The sequence below is a fragment of the Lysobacter sp. 1R34A genome (genome assembly GCF_051217035.1).
GTDB lineage: Bacteria > Pseudomonadota > Gammaproteobacteria > Xanthomonadales > Xanthomonadaceae > Lysobacter.
In genome coordinates, this window is record NZ_JBPKJP010000014.1 from 1 (window position 1) to 21,734 (window position 21,734).

Below are 21,734 nucleotides of genomic sequence, written 5' to 3' on the forward strand. Positions count from 1 at the left end.
CCAGGCGCGCTCGGGGCGATGGTCGGCCTGCGGCGCCAGGCCTTGTACGCCGTCGTCGCCGAGCCGCGCGCGCAGGCGTTCGCGCAGCTGCGTCCACGGCAGCGCCTGTTGCGGACGGGTGTCGAACAGGTCGCGGCGCGCCGGCACGAACGGCGGCAAGGCCTCGGCGAGCAGGCGCAGACCGACCACTGCGGCCGGCAACTGCGCCTGCTGCAAACGCCCGCGGGCGAGTTCGAACAGCATCGTGGCATCGCGTTCCGGCGCCAGCAGGCCGACCGCGATCTCGCTCGGCGGATGGCTGCGATGGTGGGCGTGGCGCTCGTGTTCGAGGATCAGCTTGAAGCGTTCGACGCCGCCATCGCGGCCGGACAGATACGCCGACAGGTCGGCGGTGAGCCGGCGCAGCGGAAACAACAGCGCCAGGCTGGATTCGACCTCGTGGCCGAGCTCGATGCGCGCGTCGAAGGCGTCCGGCGGCTGGAAATAGGTCAGCGGCGGCGCGGCCGCGCCGCGCAAGGCGTCCAGGCGAGTCAGCACCTCCTGGCCGAAACGCCGCGCCAGCGGCGCGCGCGGCAGGGCATAGACCGCGCCGAGTTTGCGCAGGCCCATGCGCTGCAAGGCTTCGACCGTGTCGGCGTCGAAGCCGCAACGTTCGATCGGCAACTTCGCCAGCATCGCATCGAGCCGGTCTTCGTCGCAGCACAGACCGTCTGCGATGTTGCTCAGCACACGCGCGGCATGCGGGTTCGGCGCGGCGGCGATGCGGTGGCGGAAGCCGAGCTCGCGCAATTCCTGGGTCAGGCGTTCGCGCAACTGCGGCCAGGGCCCGAACAAACGCCGGCTGCGGCCGACTTCGAGCACGATCGCATGCGCGAACACGGTGCTGACCTGCGAGCTGTAGCGGTAGGCCCAGGCGGCGAGCAATTGGCGCGCCTGTTCGGCCGCTTGCGGGGCGTGGTCGACGGTCTGGAAACCGTCGGCGATCGCCTGCGCGGCGATCAGCGGCATGCCCGGTTTCAGGCCGAGCGCGCGCGCGCCGGCGTTGACCGCATACAGGCGCCGTCGCGCCTGCGGGCCGTCGACCAGGACCAGCGCACGCTCGGGTTCGGCGTGCCCGCGCAGGACCACGTCCAGCGCCAGTTGCGGCAAGAGCAGGCAGGCCCAGCGCATCGCGGCCGGCTCAACGCGGGCGCAGGTTCAGGACCGGCGCGGGACGCGCCGGCGGCGACGGGTCCTGTCCCGTGCCGGGGCCCGGCTGCGCGCCGGGGCGGATCGGCTGCACCACGACGGATTCGCCGAGGCTGGATTCGCGGTCGTCGCGGAGCGCTTCGATGCGCGCGGCCGCCACGGCCTCGATCGCGGCTTCGCGCGTGCGATGCGCGAACGCGATCGGCCGGGTCGGCGCATTGCCGCCGCGACACTTGAGCACGCGCAATTGCCGCGGCGCGGTGTCGATGGCGATGCGCAAGGCCGCCGGCGAGGGGTTCAACGCGGCGCGGCTGTCGCGCAGGGCGAAGCCCAGGCATTGCCCGGTCTCGGCCGCGACCTGCAGCCGGCGCAGCGCGCGGTCGTCGGCGCGCTGCGGCCAGCACAGCACCGCGGCACAGGCGCCCGAGCGCAGGCATTGCTCGGTCGCCCACAAGGCGTCGCGGTGCTGGGCGCGGATCCATTGCAAGCGCGCCGGCGCCACCCCGGCATCGCGCCAGGCCGGCGCATACGGCACGAAAGGCGGATCGACCAGCACGATCATGCGGCCGCCGTGCAGGGCATCGTCCTGCGACAGCCGCGCCAGCGCCGGCCACAGCAGTTCCAGCTCGCCGACGCCGTTGGCCGGCAGCAGCAACTCGCTCAGCGCCGCCTCGGGCCAGCCGCCGGTCGGCAGCGCGGCGTCGAGCGCGGCGTGGCCGGTGGATTGCGAGGAGGGCGCCAGGTTCGCCGACTGCCCGCGCCAGACCTGGCGGGTGTCGATCAAACGGTCGAGCGCGACGATGTGGCTCATGGCCGCGCTCAGGCCCGGCGTACCAGGCCGCAGTAGATGCCTTCGATCGCGAAGTCGGCGTCGGCGGCGATCACGATCGGCGCGTAGTCGGGATTGCGCGGCAGCAGCTCGATGCCGTCGGCGGTGATCTTCAGGCGCTTGATGGTGATTTCCTCGCCGATGCGCGCGACCACGGTCTGGCCGTTGGCGGCGTCGCGGGTGCGGTGCACGGCGACCAGGTCGCCGTCGAGGATGCCGTCCTCGCGCATCGAATCGCCCTTGACCCGCAGCAGATAGTCCGGGCGCGGCGAGAACAGCAGGCGGTCGATGAGCACATGGCTCTCGACTTCGGCGGCGGCGCCGATCGGCGCGCCGGCGGCGACCCGGCCGAGGACCGGCAGCGACAGGCGCGGATCGTGAGCGGCCGGAGCGTGCGAGGCGCCGTCGTCTAAGCCGTGCGCGCCGAACTCGCCGTCGAGGCCGGCCTCGTGGACCAGGCGGATGCCGCGGGCGCGGCCCGGCAGCAGCTCGATCAGCCCCTCGGCCTGCAGCGCCTGCAGGTGGTAGCCGGCCGAGCGGTTCTGGCGGAAGCCGAAGTGCGCGGCGATCTCCTGCTGCGACGGCGGCAAGCCATCGGCGGCGATGCGCTCGCGCAGGTAGGCGAGGAGGGCGCGGCGGGTGTCGGTCAGGCTCATGTACTAATCTTAGTAACAAATGGGCAAGCCGGTAAGACTTGATCGAAGCGGCCGACGGATGGTGCGGCTCGCAGCGCGAGCCTGTGTCGGACCGGTCGCGCAGGGTGAGACCGATGCTGCGTGCTTTGGGCTCCGGGGTAGGAGGGGTGCGAGCCGCGACCTGGGGGCTGGAGATCGCGCCGGCCGAAAGTTGCCTGGCTTCGGAATGATCCGAGGGCCTGCGTATTCGGGCTTCCAGCGCGACTTACATCGCTTCTGCACAAGCCGAGAGGCAAGTGAAGCGGCCGGGCCTGCGCAGCTATCCCTTGTAGGAGCGACGTGAGTCGCGACCGCGGCATTGCAATAGCGTCGTTGCTGCGGCGGCGCGTCGCGGCTTACGCCGCTCCTACAGCGAACGCGGCGACGACCCGACGAACGGAGATTGACGCCGGCCGGATCGTTCTTTAATTTCTGTCTAAACAGAAATAAGAGAAACCCCATGCAGCTCAGCCCGCTCCAAGAGAAATTCATCCTCCACTGGGGTGAGATGGGCAGCCGCTGGGGCGTCAACCGCACCGTCGCCCAGATCCACGCGCTGCTGTTCCTGTCCGAGCGTGCGATCACCGCCGACGAGATCTGCGAGACCCTGAGCCTGGCGCGTTCCAACGTCAGCACCAGCCTCAAGGAGCTGCAGGGCTGGAACCTGGCCCGCGTCACCCACGTGCTGGGCGACCGCCGCGACCACTTCGAGACCTACAAGGACGTCTGGGACATCTTCCGCGCCGTGGTCCAGGAGCGCCGCCGGCGCGAGATCGAGCCGACCCTGAGCATGCTGCGCAGCTCGGTGCTCGACAGCGCCGCCGCCCCGAGCGATCCGCGCGACCAGCGCACCCTGGAGCGCATGCGCGAGGTGTTGGACTTCATGGAGACCGGCACGAGTTGGATCGACGAGATGAACCGGCTCGACCCCAAGACCCTGATCAAGCTGCTCAAGATGGGCGCGCGCATCCAGCAGTACGTGCGCGGCCCGGTCAAGCCGCTCCCGCCGCCGCAAGCGCCGCCGGTCGAGCCCTATGCCGAGGCGGCCGACGACCTCGAAGCCCGTCCCGACCCAGGCCAGCCCGAACCAAGCCAGCCCGAACCAAGCCAGCCCGAAGCCGGCCGTGCGCGGGCCGGCCGTGCAGGCGCCGGAGACGACCCGTCCTGAGTGTTTTTTTGCCCAGTAATTTCTCTAATTACCGAAATAACTGTAGGAGCAGGCTATGAGCAAGCACGATCCCGTCCCGCACGCCGTCATCGCCCTGTACGACCACGCCTGTCCGCTGTGCCGGACCGAGATGCACCGGCTCAAGGCTCACGACCGCCGCGGCCGGCTGCAACTGGTCGACATCGCCGCGCCGCAGTTCGATGCCGCGCAGTGGGGTTTCGAACTGGAGGCGCTGCGCAACGCCTTGCACGTGCGCCTGCCGAACGGCGAATGGCGGATCGGCGTGCCCGGCATCGCCGAGGCCTATCGCGCGGTCGGTCTGGGCTGGCTGACCTGGCCGCTGCGCGTACCCGGAGCGGGGCGCATGGCCGCGCGCGCCTACCGCTGGATCGCACCGAACCGTCACCGCGTGTCGCGCTGGCTCGGCTATCGCGAAGCCGGCCATGAGCCTGCGCCGCGCTGCGACAACGGGCATTGCCCGACCCACTTCTGAGCGGAGCGCGATCATGCAACGAGTCTTCATCGCCTTGCTGTTGCTCCAGGTCGTGCTCGGCGCGATCGACACCATCGCCCATCACGAACTGATGGAAAAACTCGCCAACCGCCGCAGCGCCGCGCTCGAGCTGAAACTGCATTCGGCGCGCGCCTTCATCTACGGCGCGCTGTTCCTGGCGTTCGCCTGGCTGCATCCGCAAGGCCTGTGGCTGGCGCTGGTGTGGGGCCTGGTGCTGGTGGAAGTCGGTATCACCCTGTGGGACTTCGTGGTCGAGGACGCGACCCGCCTGTTGCCGCCGACCGAGCGCGTGCTGCACACCGTTCTCGCGGTCAACGGCGGCGCGATGTTCGCCGTGTACGCGATGGCGACCGCGCAGGACTGGAGCGCGCCTAGCGTCTTGGTGCCGGTCTCGCACGGTTGGGCCTCGTGGGCGCTGACCGCCGCGGCGCTCGGCATCGGCCTGTCGGCCGTGCGCGACGGGTTCGCCGCGCGGGTCAACGCCGCCGAGCCGGCGCCGCGCGCCTTGCTCGCCGACCGGCCGCAGACCGGGTTCCTGATCAGCGGCGGCACCGGCTTCATCGGCAGCGCCCTGGTCGAAGGCTTGCTCGCAGGCGGCCACCGGGTGACCGTGCTCAGCCGCGATCCGCGCCGCGCCGCCTTGCGCTTCGGCGGGCGCGCGCGCTGCATCGCCGACACCGCCGAATTGCGCGACGACGAGGCCATCGACGTGGTGGTCAATCTCGCCGGCGCACCGGTGGTGGGCCCGCGCTGGTCGCCGGCGCGCAAGCGCGCGCTGCGCGCGAGCCGCATCGATACCACCCACGCTCTGCGCGCCTGGTGCGAGCGTTCCCGGCGCAAGCCGTCGCTGTGGCTGCAGGCCAGCGCGGTCGGCCTGTACGGCGCCCACGCCCGCAGCGGCGCGGAGTTGCGCGAGCCCGCGGCGCAGGCCGGCGACTTCGCCAGCGAGCTGTGCCGCGATTGGGAACGCGCCGCCGCGCCGGTCAGCGAGATGGGCCTGCGTCTGGTCACGATGCGGCTGGGCCTGGTTTTGCATCGCAGCGGCGGCGTGTTGCCGATGCTGTCGCTGTCGGCCTCGCTCGGCGCCGGCGCGGTGCTCGGCGACGGCAAACAGTGGTTCGCCTGGGTGCACCTGGACGACGTGCTGGGCTTCGTCGAACAAGCCGTCGAGCATGCCGGCATCCGCGGCCCCTACAACCTGGTCGCGCCGGGCGGCTGCAGCCAGGCCGAGTTCACTCGCGCACTGGCGCGCAATCTGCATCGCCCGGCCTGGCTGCGCGTGCCGGCCTGGCCGCTTCGGCTCGCGCTCGGCGAAATGTCGATGATGCTGCTCGACGGCCCGAAGGTCGAACCGCGCCGGCTGCTCGATCAGCGCTACCGCTTCCTGCATCGCGACCTGGACAGCGCATTGAGCGCCGGTCGCGAGCGCGCTTGCCGTTCTACTCATTCGGGTGACGAACACCCAGGGGAACAACATGGAACTGTTGAATCCGGTCGGAATGAAGCCGGCCGCATCCATTCCGGCCTGCTTTAAGCCCGCCGGTCTCGATTCGGCCGGCACCGGCCCGCTGCCTTCGACGCCGCACGCCAACGCAGCCTCGGTGAGCGCAGCCCCGGCGGGCGACCGTGGCCTTGCCGGTTCGCGCGGCGAAACGCGTTTCCCCGAGGCCTCGGCCGATCTCGCCGCGTTGCTGCGCGCCGCGCTCGGCGCGCGCTGGAAGCTGCTGCATCCGCATATCCAGGCGCGCTTCACCCTCGGCGACGGCGAAACCCAGGCCGAATACGTCGGCAACATGCATCAGGTGCGCTGCACCCGGCTGGGCGGTCTGTTCGCGCGACTGATCCGTTACGCGCGCGTGCTGCCGCACCACAACGCCGACGAGGTGCCGTTCCGTTTCGACGTGCAGCCCGTGCGCAACGGCCTGGGCTGGATCAAGACCCGCACCTATCACTTCATCGACGAGGTGTTCAGTTTCCGCTCTCGCATGATCCTCGGCGAAAAAGGCGAATTGCTCGAGCATTTCGGCGGCGGCCTGGGCATGCGCGTGCGCCTGGAAGTGCTGCCGAACCGGCTGGTATTCGTCGATCAGGGATTCTTCCTGCACTGGCGCGGCCTGCGTTTGCCGCTGCCGCGGCCGTTCTGGCCGGGCCGCTTCGTTCTAGTGCATAGAGACCTCGACGCAGCGCATTTCGAAGTCACGATCGATGTCGTGCACCCGTGGTTCGGACCGCTGTTCCATCAGGACGGGACCTTCGAGCGCATGGAAGCGGCGCGGGGCTGAGCGGCGAAGGACACGCCGGCGAGGGCGCAGGGATGCGCCGACAAGGACGGCGCAGGGGCCATGGACGGCCTGGCGCGGGCAGGGCGGCCGCGCCAGGATCGCGCAGGGCCGCGTCGCAGGCAGGCGGCTCAGGCCACCCGGAACAACACGTTGTAGTGGAAGCGCCGGCCGGTGGTCGCGCGCAGCTTCTTCGCGTCGCGGTGTTCGGGATTGATCAGGGCGTTGTATTCCTCCGGCACGATCACCGACGGCACCAGCAGGATCGCCGAGGCCTGGCTCGCCAGCCATTGCGAACCCACCCGCACGCTGGCCATGCCGGCCGGCACCGCGTCCCAGGCGCCGGGCAATTCCTGCGGCGACAACTGCAGGCGCGCCTTCCACACCGCGGCGGGCACCTCGATCGACACCACGTGCCGGTTCAAGGGCAGGCCGTGCGCGTCGACATAGGCCGCGGTTTCCAGCGCCGCCAGCGCCAGCGAGGTGGCGGTGTAGAGCACGCGCTGGCCGTCGTCGTTCCAGCGCCCCGGACGCGCCGCCGCGCCGGCGCCGCTGAGATCGTCGGCACGATAGGCGCGGGTTTCCGTGGCGATGCGCCAGAGTTTCATGAGCCCGGCCTCGTCCTTGCGGCTGCGCCGGGCGTCACTGGTAGGAGCCGCTTTCGAGCGAGCCGAGCAAGCGCGCGACAACATCGAAACCGGTCGGGGTGTCGAGCAGGTCGGCCGGCTTGCGGCCGCCGAGCGCCGGCTGCGGCTGCTCGATCCAGCGCCCCAGCCACTTGGCCGCATCGAAGCCGCGCGCGCCTTCGGCGGTGCTCGCATCGACGATGGCCTCGGTGATGCCGAGCAGGCGCATGATGCCGAGCGCGGCCTGGCCGCTGGCGCCGGCGATGCGCGCCTGCTGCGCGGCCTTGCTTTCGGCGGTGGCCTTGGCGATGCCGAGGATGTTGAACATGCGCACCGCCGGCAGTTCCATGCTCGCGGCCATGTGCTTGACGACCTGGGCCGGCACGCCCTGGCGTTCGGCCGCCACGCGTTGCAGCGGCGTGGCCGAGCGCAGATAACTGACGTAGCCCTTGAGCGTGGCGGGCGCGCCATGGACTTCCAGCGCAGGTTCCTTCACCGACAGGCCGCGCGGGCGCTGCGAGGCCGGGTAGGCCTGCGATTCCTGCAGGCCCAGCTTGCTTTCGTGGACGCTCGATTGCGCGCGGCCGGCCGGCTTGGGGAGCGGCTTGGCCGGCGAGGGCTTCTTGGCGGCTTTGCTCATGGCGGGGCTCTGTCTGGATCGGGACTCACTCTAGCACAAAACTGGACGGCCATCACAAGTGGCGCCGTGCCCGTCCCGGTGTCCGGGGCGTGGCGCTCGTCGGGGTTTCGTATCCGCAATAGAGCCCAGGATGCGGCCGTTGCGGCAAAATGTCCGGTCATCGGGTCGCTGCGGCGATCCTCTGCAGAGGCGGGGGCATGAACGAATTAAGCATCAGCTCGGAGCGCGCACGCATCGACGTGGGGTTCGTGCATCGGTTCTTGTCCGAGCACAGCACCTGGGCCCAGGGCATTCCCCTGGCAGTCGTCGAAAAATCGATCGCCCACTCGCTGTGTTTCGGCGGCTTCCTCGGCGACCGCCAGGTCGCGTTCGCGCGCGTGGTGTCCGACTGCGCCACCTTCGCCAACCTGGTCGACGTGTTCGTGTTGCCCGAATGCCGCGGCCTGGGCTACAGCAAGCAACTGGTCGAGGCGGTACTGGCGCATCCGCAGTTGCAGGGGCTGCGCCGCTTCACCCTGGCGACCGCCGATGCGCACGGCCTGTATGCCCGTTTCGGCTTCGCTACGCCGCGTCATCCGCACACGCTGATGGAGCGCTATGTCCCGGATATCTACCTGGCCGACAAACGCGTGCCGGATATCGATGAGGCCGCGAGCGAGGGCGCAGGCCTTGAGACGGCTGCGCCGTAGATTGATCGCAAGCCGCTTCATCGGCTGAGCGACGGCTCGGCGAGCCCGCGGCCGGCGCCCGAAAACCCCGGTTTCACATGCCGCGCCCGATTCTTCGGGTAGCGTCGCCGCGACCGACGCACGCCCGGCCGTGCCGTCCGCAGGGCCTGCATCGCGGCTGTTTCGCGTTGTTTCGCGATGGAGTCCATCCGCCATTGGTACTGCATCGAAGGGCCATTTGCGGTTGCTATGCTCTGCATGGCCGGCGTTTTCTGCCGGCCGCGAAACGCTGCACCGCAATCGTTAAACGTAAGGAGTCCGCATGAACCGCCAATCGCAGATCTTCGCAACCGGCCTCGGGCTGGCCATGGCCGCGGCGTCCGCGGCGCAGGCGGCTCCGGGCGACCGCCAGGTCTACGAGGCCGCCATCGCGCGTGCGTCGCGCGTATGCCCCGACCACTCGCCCGAGCGCACCGGGCCCGGCATCAAGGGCATCCCCGTGGCCGCCCTGCGAGTGATCGAGCAACGCAACTACACCCTGTGCCCGGACCGTCGACTGGATTCGCAGACGCCGGTGGTCTGGTACGGCCGCGAGGGCGTGTTCGCCTGGAATCCCGCCGCGCGCGGCTCGGCGAAGTTGCTCGCGGGCAAAGCCGCGGCCTATGCCAAGGACCAATCCTTCCCCAGCCAGACCGTGGTCTGGAAGCCGAACGGCAAGCTGGCCGAAGGCGCCCTGGTACCGGCGTTCCGCGGTCGCATGGTGCGCTGATCCGGCCCGTATCCGGCCGCAGCTCCGGTAGCGCTGTTCAGCGCATCCGATCCTCGCGCATCACGACGCAACGACTCCGAAGCCCCGGCCCAAGCCGGGGTTTTCGCGTTTTCGGCCATCTCAGGCGGTGCGAGGGCGGCTTGCGATACTGCATCGGGCCCGACGCCTACGCCCCGCCGGCAGGGATGGATGCCGGCACTGCCAGGAGACCGACATGACCCCGACCCCCGCGGAAAAGACCGGCGAATTCGAGCGCGCCGACAACGGATGGGTGTTCAAGTACTTCACTCGCGAAGACACCGGGCTGGTGCTGCGTCATGAAGTGTTCGAGAGCATTTCCGATTTCTTCCAGCGCGTGGACCACCTGTTCAATCGCATCGACGGCTCCGACGAGCCGCAGTGGCCCGCCGCGTAATCCGTCGTCCGCCGTCCTCCTCATCTCTCTCGTTTCCTTGGGCTCGCCGGCAACGGCGGGCTTTTTTTTAGTTTTCAGGAGCTTTTTAGTTTTCAGGAGCGGAAACCAGACGCGGTGACGCTGAATCGTTCAGCCTGCACCCCGGCTTCGGGAATGCGAAGCGCCGTCACTCAGGCAACGCATGGCCCTGGCAGACTGGGGTTCTCGCAACGCCAGGAAGAGCCATGACGCGCCGATCGCATTCGACCACGCAACTGTCCCAGGTCGCGTACGCCGCGCCCTTCGTCATCGCCGACCGCCTGCTGCGCTTCGCCATGGCCGGCCCGAACCCTTCGGCCCTCGACCAACGCGAATGGCAGCGCATGCTCGACGAGAAATGGACCGCCGCCGTGCAGGGTTCATGGGCGATGTCGGGCGCCGTGTGGGAGGCCTACTGCGAGGCTTGGTTCAATGCCATGAGCGGCGCCTGGACGCCGTGGTCGATGCCGTCGCCGGCCGACTGGTGGGTGCGCGGCGCCCAGAGCGGCGAGCGCATCCTGTCGGCCGGGCTCGCGCCGGTCGCGCGCACGGTGTCGGCGAACCGGCGGCGGCTGGCGCGGCGCAAGACTTGATCGCTCTGGGGACTCGGGACTCGGGACTCGGGAGTCGGGAGTCGGGAGTCGGGAGTCGGACCCGTCGGTCGGGGGCTCGGGGATTGGAGAGCAGGCATTCATCGACTCGCGCATACGATCGGCTCCGGCGCTCGTCAATGCCGGTTACCGGGGTGCGCGAGGCCTGCATGCGGACCGTGTCGCAGTTTTACAAAATCCAACGACGGCCCGGCGCCGCATTGCGCTAGGGTCGTCGGTTTAATCCCGGCCGGACCGACACGGTTCGGCTTTCCCCCACGAGAAAGGGAGTTTCCATGCGCAGCCTCGTCATCGCCCTGGTATTGGCCACCTGCCTGGCCGCCCCGGCCTGGGCCCAGTCGGTCTCTTTCGGCAGCAAGCTGATCAACGTCGGCGACACCGTCGGCACGGTCCAGCAAGTCGCCGGCAAGCCGGACCGCATCGTGCCGATCCAAAACAAATACGGCGCGACCGTCGCCGAACGCTTCGAGTATTACCTTCCCCGCAAGAGCGTGTTGATCACGGTCGTAGAGGGCAAGGTCACCGATATCCGCGAAGTGTTCTGAAGCATCGCGCTTCGAGCATCGTGTTTTTGAATCATCGCGTTGCCGATGCCCTGGCGCATCGGCGGCGCAGGCGCAGTCCTGTAGCCAGGGCTGCGTCGCGGCACCGCTCGAATGGTTTCATCGCCAGGCCGTCGATGCCCGGCCGTTAAATATCGGTGGCCACGCGTTGCGTGGCTGAATGTCCCGCCTATGGAATCACAGTCGTGATGGCCTGGGCGCGGTGACGATCCCCGATGGCTTTCCGTCTATCGCGAACCTCACACGATGGGCCCTCGAGTGTTGCGCCGGTGCGGGGCGCGTTAAAGGCGTGACTGAGCAATCAGGGCGCTCGGTGTCGGACCTGGACCGATCGCACACGTCGCCGCGCCATGCCGCGGCTTCCGCTCAGCGAGGACGCCGGTGCGGGACTTCATCGATCGGCTGGCGTTGGGCGTTCACCGACAGCAGCGACAGCAATTCCTCGACGCGCGCGTCGGCGAACATTTCGAATGGGGTGCGGTAATAAAACTGCACCAGCGGATAATTCATGAACCAATACAGCATCTGCTCGGCATTTTCATGGTTGGCCCGGGCCGCCGACAGTATCCGCACCAGATTGCGCAGGGCCGTCTGCAGCCGGGCCGAGCCTTGCTGGGTTTTAGCGGCCATGCGGTCTTGCGGGTTGGATATGGCGTTCAGGTCCTTGGCCCGGATACCCAGCGCCGCGATCACCCGTTTCGGCGATATATGGATCGAGCCCGGCACCCGAAGGGAATCCATGAATATCTCGAACTCGGCTTCGGTCATGACGGTCTCGTAATGGGCGCGCATGCACGGCCGGGCGGCGGCGGAAGGTTCCGGTCAGCAACTGCAAAGCGAGCCGACGCTGGCCGTGAAGGCCGGCATGCCGGTGGGGCGGTAACGGGGTAGGGCGGGCGGTCACGCTAGGCGCAACGCCCGTCGCCTAGTAGCGTTCATTTCGAGACGTAACGCTTGTTGGGAAACATCAATTTTTTGTCTCGGCGATCTCTCCAGTGGTTTTGGGTCTCGTTTCCGTGTGACTGAAGTCACTATTTTCAAGCGCTTTCCTACCGGGCTCCCCGGTGTCTGCCTGCGGCAAGGCTTGTCCGGCAAAGCTTTGAGCGACCGGGCTTGCGGCGCGGCTGCGTTCAGCTTTGTGGTCGAGCAGGCCGTCTGCAGGCGGCGAAGAAATCATAAAAAAAATATATCTCCTTAGATGCCCGCTTCGAGCGGCCTGCCTAGTCTGGCCGCCACAGGGATAGCGACGCGGCCGATTGGCTGGCTGCCCGGCGGGATTCGATGGCGCCTCGCCATCGGCCACGCCCCGGGCGGCCCGGTTCGAGCGATCGAACGGCAACACATCGGCATTCAAAACCCTCCACTACACGGTTCGCTCTTAATCGGGCGTGTCAACCGCGGGCGAATATCGGTTCGAAATCGATATTCAACTTTTGAAATCGATTCGCCGGGACGGCGAAGGGGAATGACCGATGAACTTTATTTACTGCAAGGTGTGGAGCAAGAGCCTGGGAACCTGGGTGGTCGCTTCGGAACTGGCCAAGGGCGGCAAGAAAGCCAAGGGCGGCAAGAAAACCGTCGGCGCCGTTCTTGTGTCTTCCTTTGTATTGCTGTCTTTGGCTGGATCTAATGCATTCGCCGACACCCTGACCCCATCAGGGTGCGCTGCGGTCGGTAGCACCTATACGCCCAGCACCCCAGGCCGTGATCCGGGATTTACCGTTGCTAACGGCATAACCGACGGCAGCGGCGATTACTCGATAGTTACCGGCTGCAACGCCAACGGAGGCGGGTTCAACGCGGTCACACTGTTCGGCGGGGGCTCGAGTGTCACCGGGCATGGCGGAAGCGCGTTTGGGTTTCAAGCTAAGGCCGGTCAATGGGGTACGGCATTAGGTATCGATAGCGCGGCCACTGCATTCGGGGCGACCGCAGCAGGTTTCGGCAGCTTCGCGACCGGATCCAATAGCGTAGCGATCGGTGGCGCAATCAGTTCCGCCAACCTTCCGCACACCGCAGCGAATGCGGTCCGTGCCGAGGCGTCGGGCTCGATCGCGATCGGTTCCGACGGCACCCGCGGCGCGCAAACCAAGGCCGTGCTGAGTATCGCCATCGGTGGCCAGGCGATGACGACCGCAGCGGCCATCGGGGGCGTCGCCCTCGGCAACGACACCGAGGCCAGCGCGACCGGCGCTGTAGCTATTGGTGGCGACGGAACGGCTGTAGGCGCCCGCGCCCGAGCCAGCAATGCATTGGCCATCGGCGGTCAATCTTCGGTCGCGGCTGCAGGCACCTCCGGCATCGCCCTCGGCCGCGGCGCCACCGTCAACGGTGCCTTCGGCATCGCCCAGGGCGACGGCGTCGTGTCCGGCGCAACAGGCCGCAACGTCGCCATCGGTTCTACCGGTACCACCGCCAACAGCAGCAGCGCCATCGGCGGCGCCGTGGCCATCGGCCGCGCCCAGACCGCCAACGGCAACGGCGCGGTCGCCATCGGCGATCCGAACACCGCGACCGGCACCGGTGCGGTGGCGGTGGGTGCGGACAACAACGCCAACGGCCAGGGCGCCGTAGCCTTGGGCAACCTCAACACGGCGACCGGACAGGGCGCGGTGGCGCTCGGCAACGCCAGCTCCGCCGGCGCCGCTGGCGCGGTGGCCATCGGCGACGGCGCCTCGGCCAACATCGCGCGCAGCGTCGCGCTGGGCAGCGGTTCGGCGACCGCCGCCGCGGTCGGTACCGCCAGCACCGTGATCCGCGGCACTACCTACAACTTCGCCGGCGCCGCCCCGACCAGCACGGTCAGCGTGGGCACGGCCGGTGGCGAACGCACCGTCACCAACGTCGCCGCCGGCCGCCTCAGCGGCACCAGCACCGATGCGGTCAACGGCAGCCAGTTGTTCGCCACCAACCAGGCGGTGCAGGCCGCCGGCGCCGGCTTCGGCCTGACTGCGCAGGGCGCCAACGGCTCCAACGTCGATCCGAGCGAGGCGGTCGACCTGCGCAACACCGACGGCAACATCGCCGTCAGCAAGGTCGCGGGCGACAACAACGTCGCCTTCGACCTGGCCGACGACATCACCGTCAACAGCGTTACCGCGGGTGCCACCACGCTCAACAACACCGGCCTGACCATCGCCGGCGGCCTGAGCGTGACCGCGGCCGGCATCAATGCCGGCGGCCAGGTCATCAGCAACGTCGCCCCGGGTGTTGCCGCGACCGACGGCGTCAATAAGAGCCAGCTCGATGCGGTCGGCGCGACCGCGAACGCGGGCTTCAACGTCTCCGCGCAGGGCGCCAACAGCACCAACGTCGCCCCGGGCGAGACCGTCGACCTCAACAACACCGACGGCAACATCGTGGTCAGCAAGACCGGCGCCGACGATAACGTCGCCTTCGACCTGGCCGACGACATCACCGTCACCAGCGTTACCGCCGGTACCACCACGCTCAACAGCACTGGCCTGACCATCGCCGGCGGCCCGAGCGTGACCTCGGCCGGCATCGATGCCGGCGGCCAGGTCATCAACAACGTCGCCCCGGGTGTTGCCGCGACCGACGGCGTCAATAAGAGCCAGCTCGATGCGGTCGGCGCGACCGCGAACGCGGGCTTCAACGTCTCCGCGCAGGGCGCCAACAGCACCAACGTCGCCCCGGGCGAGACCGTCGACCTCAACAACACCGACGGCAACATCGTGGTCAGCAAGACCGGCGCCGACGATAACGTCGCCTTCGACTTGGCCGACGACATCACCGTCAACAGCGTTACCGCGGGTGCCACCACGCTCAACAACACCGGCCTGACCATCGCCGGCGGCCCGAGCGTGACCGCGGCCGGCATCAATGCCGGTAACCAGGTCATCACGAATGTCGCCCCGGGCGTCGCCGCGACCGACGGCGTCAACAAGAGCCAGCTCGATGCGGTCGGCGCGACCGCGAACGCGGGCTTCAATGTGAGCGCGCAGGGCGCCAACGCCACCAACGTGGCCCCGGGCGAGACCGTCGACCTCAACAACAGCGACGGCAACATCGTGGTCAGCAAGACCGGCGCCGACGATAACGTCGCCTTCGACCTGGCCGACGACATCACCGTCAACAGCGTCACCGCCGGTACCACCACGCTCAACAGCAGCGGCCTGACCATCGCCGGCGGCCCGAGCGTGACCGCGGCCGGTATCAATGCCGGCGGCCAGGTCATCAGCAACGTCGCCCCGGGTGTTGCCGCGACCGACGGCGTCAACAAGAGCCAGCTCGATGCGGTCGGCGCGACCGCGAACGCGGGCTTCAATGTGAGCGCGCAGGGCGCCAACGCCACCAACGTGGCCCCGGGCGAGACCGTCGACTTCAACAACAGCGACGGCAACATTGTCGTCAGCAAGACCGGCGCCGACGACAACGTCGCCTTCGACCTGGCCGACGACATCACCGTCAACAGCGTTACCGCCGGCAACAGCCGACTGGACAACACCGGCTTGGTCATCACCGGCGGCCCGAGCGTGACCGCGTCCGGCATCGATGCCGGCGGCCAGGTCATCAGCAACGTCGCCCCGGGTGTTGCCGCGACCGACGGCGTCAATAAGAGCCAGCTCGATGCGGTCGGCGCGACCGCGAACGCGGGCTTCAATGTGAGCGCGCAGGGCGCCAACAGCACCAATGTCGCTCCGGGCCAGACCGTCGACCTCAACAACACCGATGGCAACATCGTCGTCAGCAAGACTGGCACCGACGACAACGTTAGCTTCGACCTGGCCGACGACATCACCGTCAACAGCGTCACCGCCGGCAACAGCAGGCTCGACAACACCGGCCTGGTCATCACCGGCGGCCCCAGCGTGACCACGGCCGGTATCAACGCCGGCAACCAGGTCATCAGCAACGTCGCCGCAGGTGTTGCAGGGACCGACGGTGTCAACGTCACCCAGTTGAACACCGCGGTGAGCGGTGCGACGACTCAGGGCCTGAACTTCACCGGTAACGACGCTACCGCCGGCGATGTGCACCGCGACCTCGGTCAGACCTTGTCGATTCGCGGCGATGCGACCACCGCCGGCACCTACAGCGGCGGCAACGTCCGGACGGTGACCGACCCGGCCACCGGCGCGATCAACGTGCAATTGGCCGATTCGCCCAAGTTCGGCAATGTCGTGATCAACGACGGCGGCAGCGGCCGTATCAGCGGCGTCACCGCCGGCACGGCAGCGACCGACGCGGTCAACAAGAGCCAGCTCGATGCGGTCGGCGCGACCGCGAACGCGGGCTTCAACGTCTCCGCGCAGGGCGCCAACAGCACCAACGTCGCCCCGGGCGAGACCGTCGACCTCAACAACACCGACGGCAACATCGTGGTCAGCAAGACCGGCGCCGACGACAACGTCAGCTTCGACCTGGTCGACGACATCACCGTCAACAGCGTGACCGCCGGCGCCACCACGCTCAACAGCAGCGGCCTGACCATCGCCGGCGGCCCGAGCGTGACCTCGGCCGGCATAGATGCCGGCAGCCGGGTCATCAGCAACGTCGCTCCCGGCGTCGCCGCGACCGACGGCGTCAACAAGAGCCAGCTCGATGCCGTGGCCGGCGGCTCCACGACGCTGGGCCTGAACTTCACGGGTAACGACAATACCGCCGGCGATGTGCACCGCGACCTCGGTCAGACCTTGTCGATTCGCGGCGATGCGACCGCCGCCGGCACCTACAGCGGCGGCAACGTCCGGACGGTGACCGACCCGACCACCGGCGCGATCAACGTGCAGTTGGCGGACTCGCCGAAGTTCGGCAATGTCATCGTCAACGATGGCGGCACCGGCAAGATCAACGGCGTGACCGCGGCCGACCTTAGTGCGGCCAGCACCGAGGCGGTCAACGGTTCGCAGTTGTTCCAGACCAACCAGGACGCCGCGGCGCTCGGCAATCGCGTGACCACGAACGAGGGCGATATTGCCGCGCTCAACAATGTGGTCGGCCCGACCGATCAGGCCTACCAGGATGCCAATGGCCACGGTGTGCGTTATGTGCGCACCAACGACACCGGTCTGCCCGAATCCGATGCCTTCGCGACCGGTGCCAACTCCACCGCGGTCGGCTACAACGCCCAAGCATCGGCCGAGGAAACCCTCGCGATCGGCGAAAACGCAGTGGCCAGCGCGCTCAGTGGCTTGGCGCTCGGCTCGGGCTCGGAGGCAACGGCCGAATACGCGATTGCGATAGGCGATGAAGCTACGGCCAGCGGCAGATTCTCGCTGGCGGTGGGGGATACCGCCGATGCGAGCGGAGAGTCGGCGATAGCGATCGGCTTGGGTACGGTTGCCAGTGGTTCCAGTGCCACCGCACTGGGTTCTTCTAGCCGTGCCACGGAAAACGGGGCCTCGGCCTTGGGCAATGGCGCAAATGCGAGCGCCGTGGGCGCAACGGCGATCGGTCTGAGCAGCCAGGCCAGTAGTGCGGACAGCGTAGCGCTAGGCTCGAATTCGATCGCCGACGGCGCCACGCTCGGCGAGGCGGCTTATGTGCCGGACGATTCAACCTATCCCGTCGCCGGTACCTTCGTGCTTAGCGAGGTGTCGATCGGCAGTGCGGGCAACGAACGCCGTCTGACCAACGTCGCAGCGGGCGCGGTCGATACCGACGCGGCCAACATCAGCCAGCTCAAGGCGGTGGACAGCAAGATCACTTCGTTGGGCCAGGACTCGCTGCTGTGGGACCCGACTGCCAACGGTGGCACCGGCGCGTATAACGCCAACCATCTCGGCACCGGCCCGAACAAGATCGTCAACGTCGCTCCGGCCGAGCTCAGCGCGACCAGCGCCGATGCGGTCAACGGTTCGCAATTGTTCCAGACCAACCAGGACGTGGCCGCGCTCGACAGCCGCGTGACCACCAACGAAGGCGACATCGACAACCTCGACAACCGCGTCACCACCAACGAAGGCGACATCACCAACCTCAAGAACGCCGTCGGCCCCACCGATCCAGTCTACCTGCAGCAAAACGGCCGCGGCGTGCGTTATGCGCGCACCAACGACACCGGCCTGGCTGAGGACGACGCGCACGCCCAGGTCGCCGGTTCGACCGCGGTCGGCTACAACGCCACCAGCTCGGCCGCCGATGCGGTCGCGATCGGCCGCAACAGCCAGGCCAGTCACGCCGGCAGCGTCGCGCTCGGTGCCAACGCGGTGGCTAACGGCGCTACCCTCGGCACCGCCGCCTACGTGCCGCCGGCCTCGACCTATGCGGTGGCCGGCACGGCGCCGATCGGTGAAGTGTCGATCGGCAGCGCAGGCAGCGAACGCCGCCTGACCAACGTTGCAGCGGGTGCGGGCGATACCGACGCGGCCAACATCAGCCAGCTCAAGGCGGTGGACAGCAAGATCACCGCGCTGGGCCAGGACTCGTTGCTGTGGGACCCGACCGCGAACGGCGGTGCCGGTGCGTATAACGCCAATCACGGCGGCACCGGCCCGAACAAGATCGTTAACGTCGCTCCGGCCGAGCTCAGCGCGACCAGTGCCGATGCGGTCAACGGCTCGCAACTGTTCCAGACCAACCAGGACGTCGCCGCGCTCGATACCCGGGTGACCACGGCCGAGGGGGACATCGACAACCTCGACAACCGCGTCACCACCAACGAAGGCGACATCACCAACATCAAGAACCAGATGGGCCCGACCGACCCGGCCTATCTGCAGCAGAACGGCCGCGGCATGCGTTATGCGCGCACCAACGACACCGGCCTGGCCGAGGACGATGCGCATGCCCAAGGCGTGGGCTCGACCGCGGTGGGCTACAACGCCACCAGCTCGGCCGCCGATGCGGTCGCGATCGGCCGCAACAGCCAGGCCAGCCATGCCGGCAGCGTCGCGCTCGGTGCCGGTTCGGTCGCCGATGGCAGCACGCTCGGCAATGCGGCCTACCTGGTCGGCGGCGCCGCTACCGGCGAGGTCAATGTCGGCAACCGCCGTGTCACCGGCGTCGCCGCCGGCGCACAGGACACCGATGCGGTCAACGTCAGCCAGCTCAAGGCGGTGGCGAACAGCGCCACCCAGGCCGAACAGCGCTCGGTGAAGTACGACTGGAACGACCTGGATGCGGACGGCGAGATCGACCCGGGCGAGGTCGACTTCAGCAAGGCGACCTTGGCCGGCCCGACCAGCACCGACGGCGGTGCGACCGGCGGCAGCAAGATCACCAACCTGGCCCAGGGCGAGGTGTCGGCCACGTCGACCGATGCGGTCAACGGCGCCCAGCTCTACAACGTCGCCGGCCCGAACGATGCGACCTACATCAGTCAGAACGGCCGCGGTACGCGTTATGCGCGCACCAACGACACCGGCCTGGCCGAGGCGGATGCGCATGCGCAGGCGGCGGGTGCGAGCGCGATGGGCTACAACGCCACCGCCTCGGCCGGGAACGCCGTGGCGGTGGGGCGCGATTCGGTCGCCGGCCATGCCAACTCGGTCGCGCTCGGCGCCGGTTCGTCGACGACCGCCGGTGCGCAGAGCGGCTACAACGCGGCCTATGTCGGCAGCAGCAACTCGACCGGCCAGGTCCAGGTCGGCGGCCGCACCATCGGCGGCGTGGCCGCGGGCTCGGCGGCGGACGATGCGGTCAACGTCGCCCAGTTGCAGGCCGGCGTCAGCGATGCGGTCACCCAGGCCAATGCCTACACCGACACGCGCGTCGACCAGATCGCCGGCAACGTGGCCCAGTACGACAACCGCATCAGCGCGGTCGAAGGCGACGTCAACAACGTCAAGAACGGCTCGGCGGGCCTGTTTCAGGTGAGCCAGGACAACACCACGGCACCGACCGCCAGCGGCGCCAATGCCGCGGCCGGCGGCGCGGGTGCGGTGGCCTCGGGCACCGGCAGCACCGCCCTCGGCAACGGTGCGATCGCCTCGGCGAACAACGCCGTGGCCCTGGGCGCCGGTTCGGTGGCCAACCAGGAAGGCACCGTGTCGGTCGGCTCGGCCGGTGGCGAACGCCGGGTGACCAACGTCGCGGCCGGCAGCGCCGATACCGATGCGGTCAATGTCGCGCAGTTGAAGGGCTTCACCAACGGCGGGCTGCAGTACGACAAGAACGCCGACGGCAGCAACAACACCAACAGCCTGACCCTCAACCCGAACGGCACCGGCCAGACCACTGTGCACAACGTCGCGGCCGGCAAGGCGCCGACCGATGCGGTCAACGTCAGTCAGTTGGACCAGGCGGTGGTCACCGCCAACAGCTACACCGACGGCCAGATCGCTACCGTCCGGGACGACGTATGGAAGCTCGGCGGCGACGTCCGCCGCCTGGAACGCGATATGCACTCGGGCATCGCCACGGCGATCTCGATGAAGCCGGCGCCCTACGTGGCCGGTCGCACGACCTACTACGCCGGTTTCGGCGGGTACAAGAGCGAGGTCGCGTTCGGCGTCAGCCTGCGGCATACGTCTGACGATGGGCGTTGGAGCCTGGAAGGCGGCGCGTCGAGCAACCGAGATGGCATCGGCGCCTACTTGGGTGTCAGCGGCGTGCTCGGCGACTGAGCAGGTCGCGTTTCGGCCCGTCTTGCTTCGAATGCAAGGCGGGCCGGTTGCCGCCCGCTGGCTCGGCCGGCACGGCGTTTCGCTCCACCTGCGCCGCGAACTTGCGGCGCAGGGCGTTTGCCTCCTCCTCGCAGTGCATCAGCAATACCTTCCATCGGAGTTTTCGGTATGACCTTATCCTTGGTCGAATCGCGGCAGTTCCAGCTCACCGACGAACAATGGCGCATCGTCGCGTCCTATCTTCCCCGCCAATACCAGGCGCGCATTCTCAACAACACCGGCGACTACCGTGCCTTTATCGAGGCGGTGTTGTGGGCGGTCGAAAATAATGCGCCGTGGACCAGCGTTCCTCAGGGGTACGGCTCGTGGCGGGCGATCTACGTGCGTTTCCTGCGCTGGTGCGAAGGCGAGCACTGGATCGCGGTGGAACGGGCGATCGGCATGGAGAGCCGCCTGGCCGGCAGCCTGCGCGAGCGCGTCGAACGCTACCGCGCGAGCAACCGCTGGCGCCGCAAGCGGACCAAATCGCCGGCGGCGACGTCCGACGCGGAGCGCGAGCTCGGCGGCGTTGCCAGGCCCTGGGGAATCTTGAAAGCCTGCTGAGCCAGGTTCGACGCCTTCGATGTTCCCGGTATGCCGCAACCCCGTGCGGCGTTTAGCGATGCCCCGGCCCGCCTCCCCCCGGCTCGGGGGCCGCTTTGCAGTCTTGCGTCGGGCCGATCCCTCCCTCGCAGTTCATGGACGGTTCGACGCTCTTTTCGTGGCCTGCCCGAATTCCCGTAGCCACGGGTACTTTCGCCTCCGATTGGGCGGTGTGCGAAGCGACAATTTGATCGATAGAAACCACCCATGAAGAAATCAGCCGTCTCCAACTCTCTCTACTTGGCCCTGATCGCCTTTGCTCTGTACTCCATTGCTCTGTACTCCATCGGCAACGCCCACGCCTTGGCCGCCGACGGCATCCAGTTCGTCGACTGCGGTTCGACGTCCAACGGCTTGGCCGTGAAGGCCGCGTCCGTCCAGCCCAGGCAGTTCGCCTGCCCGCGAGCGAGTCTGGTCGGCGAGCGATATCTGCGGGCAGTGCGCAAGAAGGTAGTTGCGAGCGTCCGGATCAGCGTGACCGGGACGACCTGGATTTGCCGGGAACGCCTGTACGACACGAATCCGGTGACCGAGTGCGTGAACCGGCGAGACCCGCGCGAACTCGTCGTACTGGTTTCCTGAGCAGGCCGGATTTGCGGT

Annotated in this window: 18 protein-coding genes and 2 pseudogenes; 13 read left to right on the forward strand and 7 right to left on the reverse strand. The window is 68.3% G+C overall.

The features are described 5' to 3' along the window. The 3 genes and pseudogenes from ACSAMQ_RS06230 to lexA form a co-directional block, all read right to left on the reverse strand. The coding region (locus tag ACSAMQ_RS06230) for a Y-family DNA polymerase (protein ID WP_435394828.1) at window positions 1–1,170 on the reverse strand (1,170 nt) is incomplete at its 3' end. A gap of 205 nt (window positions 1,171–1,375) precedes the next feature. Further along, window positions 1,376–1,999: pseudogene (imuA, locus tag ACSAMQ_RS06235) on the reverse strand (translesion DNA synthesis-associated protein ImuA); the annotation flags it as partial. Between the two features lie 8 nt (window positions 2,000–2,007). Continuing rightward, window positions 2,008–2,673 (reverse strand): transcriptional repressor LexA, encoded by a 666-nt coding sequence (gene lexA, locus ACSAMQ_RS06240; RefSeq protein ID WP_435394829.1) that lies wholly within the window; start codon window positions 2,671–2,673, stop codon window positions 2,008–2,010. 478 nt (window positions 2,674–3,151) lie between these two features. On the opposite strand from lexA, the gene ACSAMQ_RS06245 reads away from it, so the two are divergent. From ACSAMQ_RS06245 to ACSAMQ_RS06260, 4 genes are all read left to right on the forward strand, one after another. Further along, a complete protein-coding gene (locus ACSAMQ_RS06245; protein ID WP_435394830.1) occupies window positions 3,152–3,859 on the forward strand; it encodes a GbsR/MarR family transcriptional regulator in 708 nt (235 codons plus the stop codon). 55 nt (window positions 3,860–3,914) lie between these two features. Then, the gene (locus tag ACSAMQ_RS06250; RefSeq protein WP_435394831.1) at window positions 3,915–4,352 is read left to right on the forward strand and encodes a thiol-disulfide oxidoreductase DCC family protein; all 438 of its coding nucleotides are present in this window, start codon (window positions 3,915–3,917) and stop codon (window positions 4,350–4,352) included. A 13-nt stretch (window positions 4,353–4,365) separates the two neighbouring features. Beyond that, window positions 4,366–5,907 (forward strand): TIGR01777 family oxidoreductase, encoded by a 1,542-nt coding sequence (locus ACSAMQ_RS06255; RefSeq protein WP_435394832.1) that lies wholly within the window; start codon window positions 4,366–4,368, stop codon window positions 5,905–5,907. Between the two features lie 67 nt (window positions 5,908–5,974). After that, window positions 5,975–6,655, forward strand: coding sequence for a DUF4166 domain-containing protein (locus ACSAMQ_RS06260; RefSeq protein ID WP_435394833.1), 681 nt, complete (start codon window positions 5,975–5,977; stop codon window positions 6,653–6,655). A gap of 128 nt (window positions 6,656–6,783) precedes the next feature. Here the strand turns inward: ACSAMQ_RS06260 and ACSAMQ_RS06265 are convergent, their stop codons facing one another. Continuing rightward, window positions 6,784–7,260, reverse strand: coding sequence for an RES family NAD+ phosphorylase (locus tag ACSAMQ_RS06265; protein WP_031370827.1), 477 nt, complete (start codon window positions 7,258–7,260; stop codon window positions 6,784–6,786). A gap of 34 nt (window positions 7,261–7,294) precedes the next feature. Continuing rightward, window positions 7,295–7,918: an antitoxin Xre/MbcA/ParS toxin-binding domain-containing protein gene (locus ACSAMQ_RS06270; protein WP_435394834.1), complete on the reverse strand. Its 624-nt coding sequence runs from the start codon at window positions 7,916–7,918 to the stop codon at window positions 7,295–7,297. 197 nt (window positions 7,919–8,115) lie between these two features. Between ACSAMQ_RS06270 and ACSAMQ_RS06275 the strand changes: the two genes are divergently transcribed. From ACSAMQ_RS06275 to ACSAMQ_RS06295, 5 genes are all read left to right on the forward strand, one after another. Then, a complete protein-coding gene (locus ACSAMQ_RS06275; protein WP_435394835.1) occupies window positions 8,116–8,607 on the forward strand; it encodes a GNAT family N-acetyltransferase in 492 nt (163 codons plus the stop codon). A gap of 301 nt (window positions 8,608–8,908) precedes the next feature. Next, complete coding sequence (locus ACSAMQ_RS06280; protein WP_435394836.1) at window positions 8,909–9,355, forward strand: hypothetical protein; 447 nt, start codon at window positions 8,909–8,911, stop codon at window positions 9,353–9,355. A 214-nt stretch (window positions 9,356–9,569) separates the two neighbouring features. Continuing rightward, on the forward strand, window positions 9,570–9,770 hold the full coding sequence (locus ACSAMQ_RS06285) for a hypothetical protein (protein WP_435394837.1): 201 nt from the start codon (window positions 9,570–9,572) through the stop codon (window positions 9,768–9,770). A 224-nt stretch (window positions 9,771–9,994) separates the two neighbouring features. After that, the gene (locus tag ACSAMQ_RS06290) at window positions 9,995–10,381 is read left to right on the forward strand and encodes a hypothetical protein (RefSeq protein ID WP_435394838.1); all 387 of its coding nucleotides are present in this window, start codon (window positions 9,995–9,997) and stop codon (window positions 10,379–10,381) included. Between the two features lie 293 nt (window positions 10,382–10,674). Further along, window positions 10,675–10,944, forward strand: coding sequence for a DUF2845 domain-containing protein (locus ACSAMQ_RS06295; RefSeq protein WP_435394839.1), 270 nt, complete (start codon window positions 10,675–10,677; stop codon window positions 10,942–10,944). A gap of 384 nt (window positions 10,945–11,328) precedes the next feature. Here ACSAMQ_RS06295 and ACSAMQ_RS06300 read toward each other — a convergent pair whose 3' ends face one another. Further along, a complete protein-coding gene (locus ACSAMQ_RS06300) occupies window positions 11,329–11,730 on the reverse strand; it encodes a hypothetical protein (protein WP_435394840.1) in 402 nt (133 codons plus the stop codon). A gap of 199 nt (window positions 11,731–11,929) precedes the next feature. Next, on the reverse strand, window positions 11,930–12,139 hold the full coding sequence (locus ACSAMQ_RS06305; protein ID WP_435394841.1) for a hypothetical protein: 210 nt from the start codon (window positions 12,137–12,139) through the stop codon (window positions 11,930–11,932). A 295-nt stretch (window positions 12,140–12,434) separates the two neighbouring features. Between ACSAMQ_RS06305 and ACSAMQ_RS06310 the strand changes: the two are divergent. The 4 genes and pseudogenes from ACSAMQ_RS06310 to ACSAMQ_RS06325 all read left to right on the forward strand — a co-directional run. Next, window positions 12,435–12,563 (forward strand): annotated as a pseudogene (locus ACSAMQ_RS06310) (ESPR-type extended signal peptide-containing protein); the annotation flags it as partial. A gap of 525 nt (window positions 12,564–13,088) precedes the next feature. Further along, window positions 13,089–20,492: a hypothetical protein gene (locus ACSAMQ_RS06315; RefSeq protein ID WP_435394868.1), complete on the forward strand. Its 7,404-nt coding sequence runs from the start codon at window positions 13,089–13,091 to the stop codon at window positions 20,490–20,492. Between the two features lie 168 nt (window positions 20,493–20,660). Next, complete coding sequence (locus tag ACSAMQ_RS06320) at window positions 20,661–21,095, forward strand: transposase (RefSeq protein ID WP_435394842.1); 435 nt, start codon at window positions 20,661–20,663, stop codon at window positions 21,093–21,095. A gap of 246 nt (window positions 21,096–21,341) precedes the next feature. Further along, entirely contained in the window at window positions 21,342–21,716 is a 375-nt protein-coding gene (locus ACSAMQ_RS06325; protein ID WP_435394843.1) for a hypothetical protein, read from the forward strand. Window positions 21,717–21,734 lie beyond the last annotated feature (18 nt).

Bases quoted from the DNA above. Each gene is read 5' to 3' on its own strand.
- lexA (WP_435394829.1), bottom strand. From the start codon at position 2,673: ATGAGCCTGACCGACACCCGCCGCGCCCTCCTCGCCTACCTGCGCGAG.
- ACSAMQ_RS06245 (WP_435394830.1), top strand. From the start codon at position 3,152: ATGCAGCTCAGCCCGCTCCAAGAGAAATTCATCCTCCACTGGGGTGAG.
- ACSAMQ_RS06250 (WP_435394831.1), top strand. From the start codon at position 3,915: ATGAGCAAGCACGATCCCGTCCCGCACGCCGTCATCGCCCTGTACGAC.
- ACSAMQ_RS06255 (WP_435394832.1), top strand. From the start codon at position 4,366: ATGCAACGAGTCTTCATCGCCTTGCTGTTGCTCCAGGTCGTGCTCGGC.
- ACSAMQ_RS06265 (WP_031370827.1), bottom strand. From the start codon at position 7,260: ATGAAACTCTGGCGCATCGCCACGGAAACCCGCGCCTATCGTGCCGAC.
- ACSAMQ_RS06270 (WP_435394834.1), bottom strand. From the start codon at position 7,918: ATGAGCAAAGCCGCCAAGAAGCCCTCGCCGGCCAAGCCGCTCCCCAAG.
- ACSAMQ_RS06275 (WP_435394835.1), top strand. From the start codon at position 8,116: ATGAACGAATTAAGCATCAGCTCGGAGCGCGCACGCATCGACGTGGGG.
- ACSAMQ_RS06280 (WP_435394836.1), top strand. From the start codon at position 8,909: ATGAACCGCCAATCGCAGATCTTCGCAACCGGCCTCGGGCTGGCCATG.
- ACSAMQ_RS06285 (WP_435394837.1), top strand. From the start codon at position 9,570: ATGACCCCGACCCCCGCGGAAAAGACCGGCGAATTCGAGCGCGCCGAC.
- ACSAMQ_RS06290 (WP_435394838.1), top strand. From the start codon at position 9,995: ATGACGCGCCGATCGCATTCGACCACGCAACTGTCCCAGGTCGCGTAC.
- ACSAMQ_RS06295 (WP_435394839.1), top strand. From the start codon at position 10,675: ATGCGCAGCCTCGTCATCGCCCTGGTATTGGCCACCTGCCTGGCCGCC.
- ACSAMQ_RS06300 (WP_435394840.1), bottom strand. From the start codon at position 11,730: ATGACCGAAGCCGAGTTCGAGATATTCATGGATTCCCTTCGGGTGCCG.
- ACSAMQ_RS06305 (WP_435394841.1), bottom strand. From the start codon at position 12,139: ATGATTTCTTCGCCGCCTGCAGACGGCCTGCTCGACCACAAAGCTGAA.
- ACSAMQ_RS06315 (WP_435394868.1), top strand. From the start codon at position 13,089: ATGACGACCGCAGCGGCCATCGGGGGCGTCGCCCTCGGCAACGACACC.
- ACSAMQ_RS06320 (WP_435394842.1), top strand. From the start codon at position 20,661: ATGACCTTATCCTTGGTCGAATCGCGGCAGTTCCAGCTCACCGACGAA.
- ACSAMQ_RS06325 (WP_435394843.1), top strand. From the start codon at position 21,342: ATGAAGAAATCAGCCGTCTCCAACTCTCTCTACTTGGCCCTGATCGCC.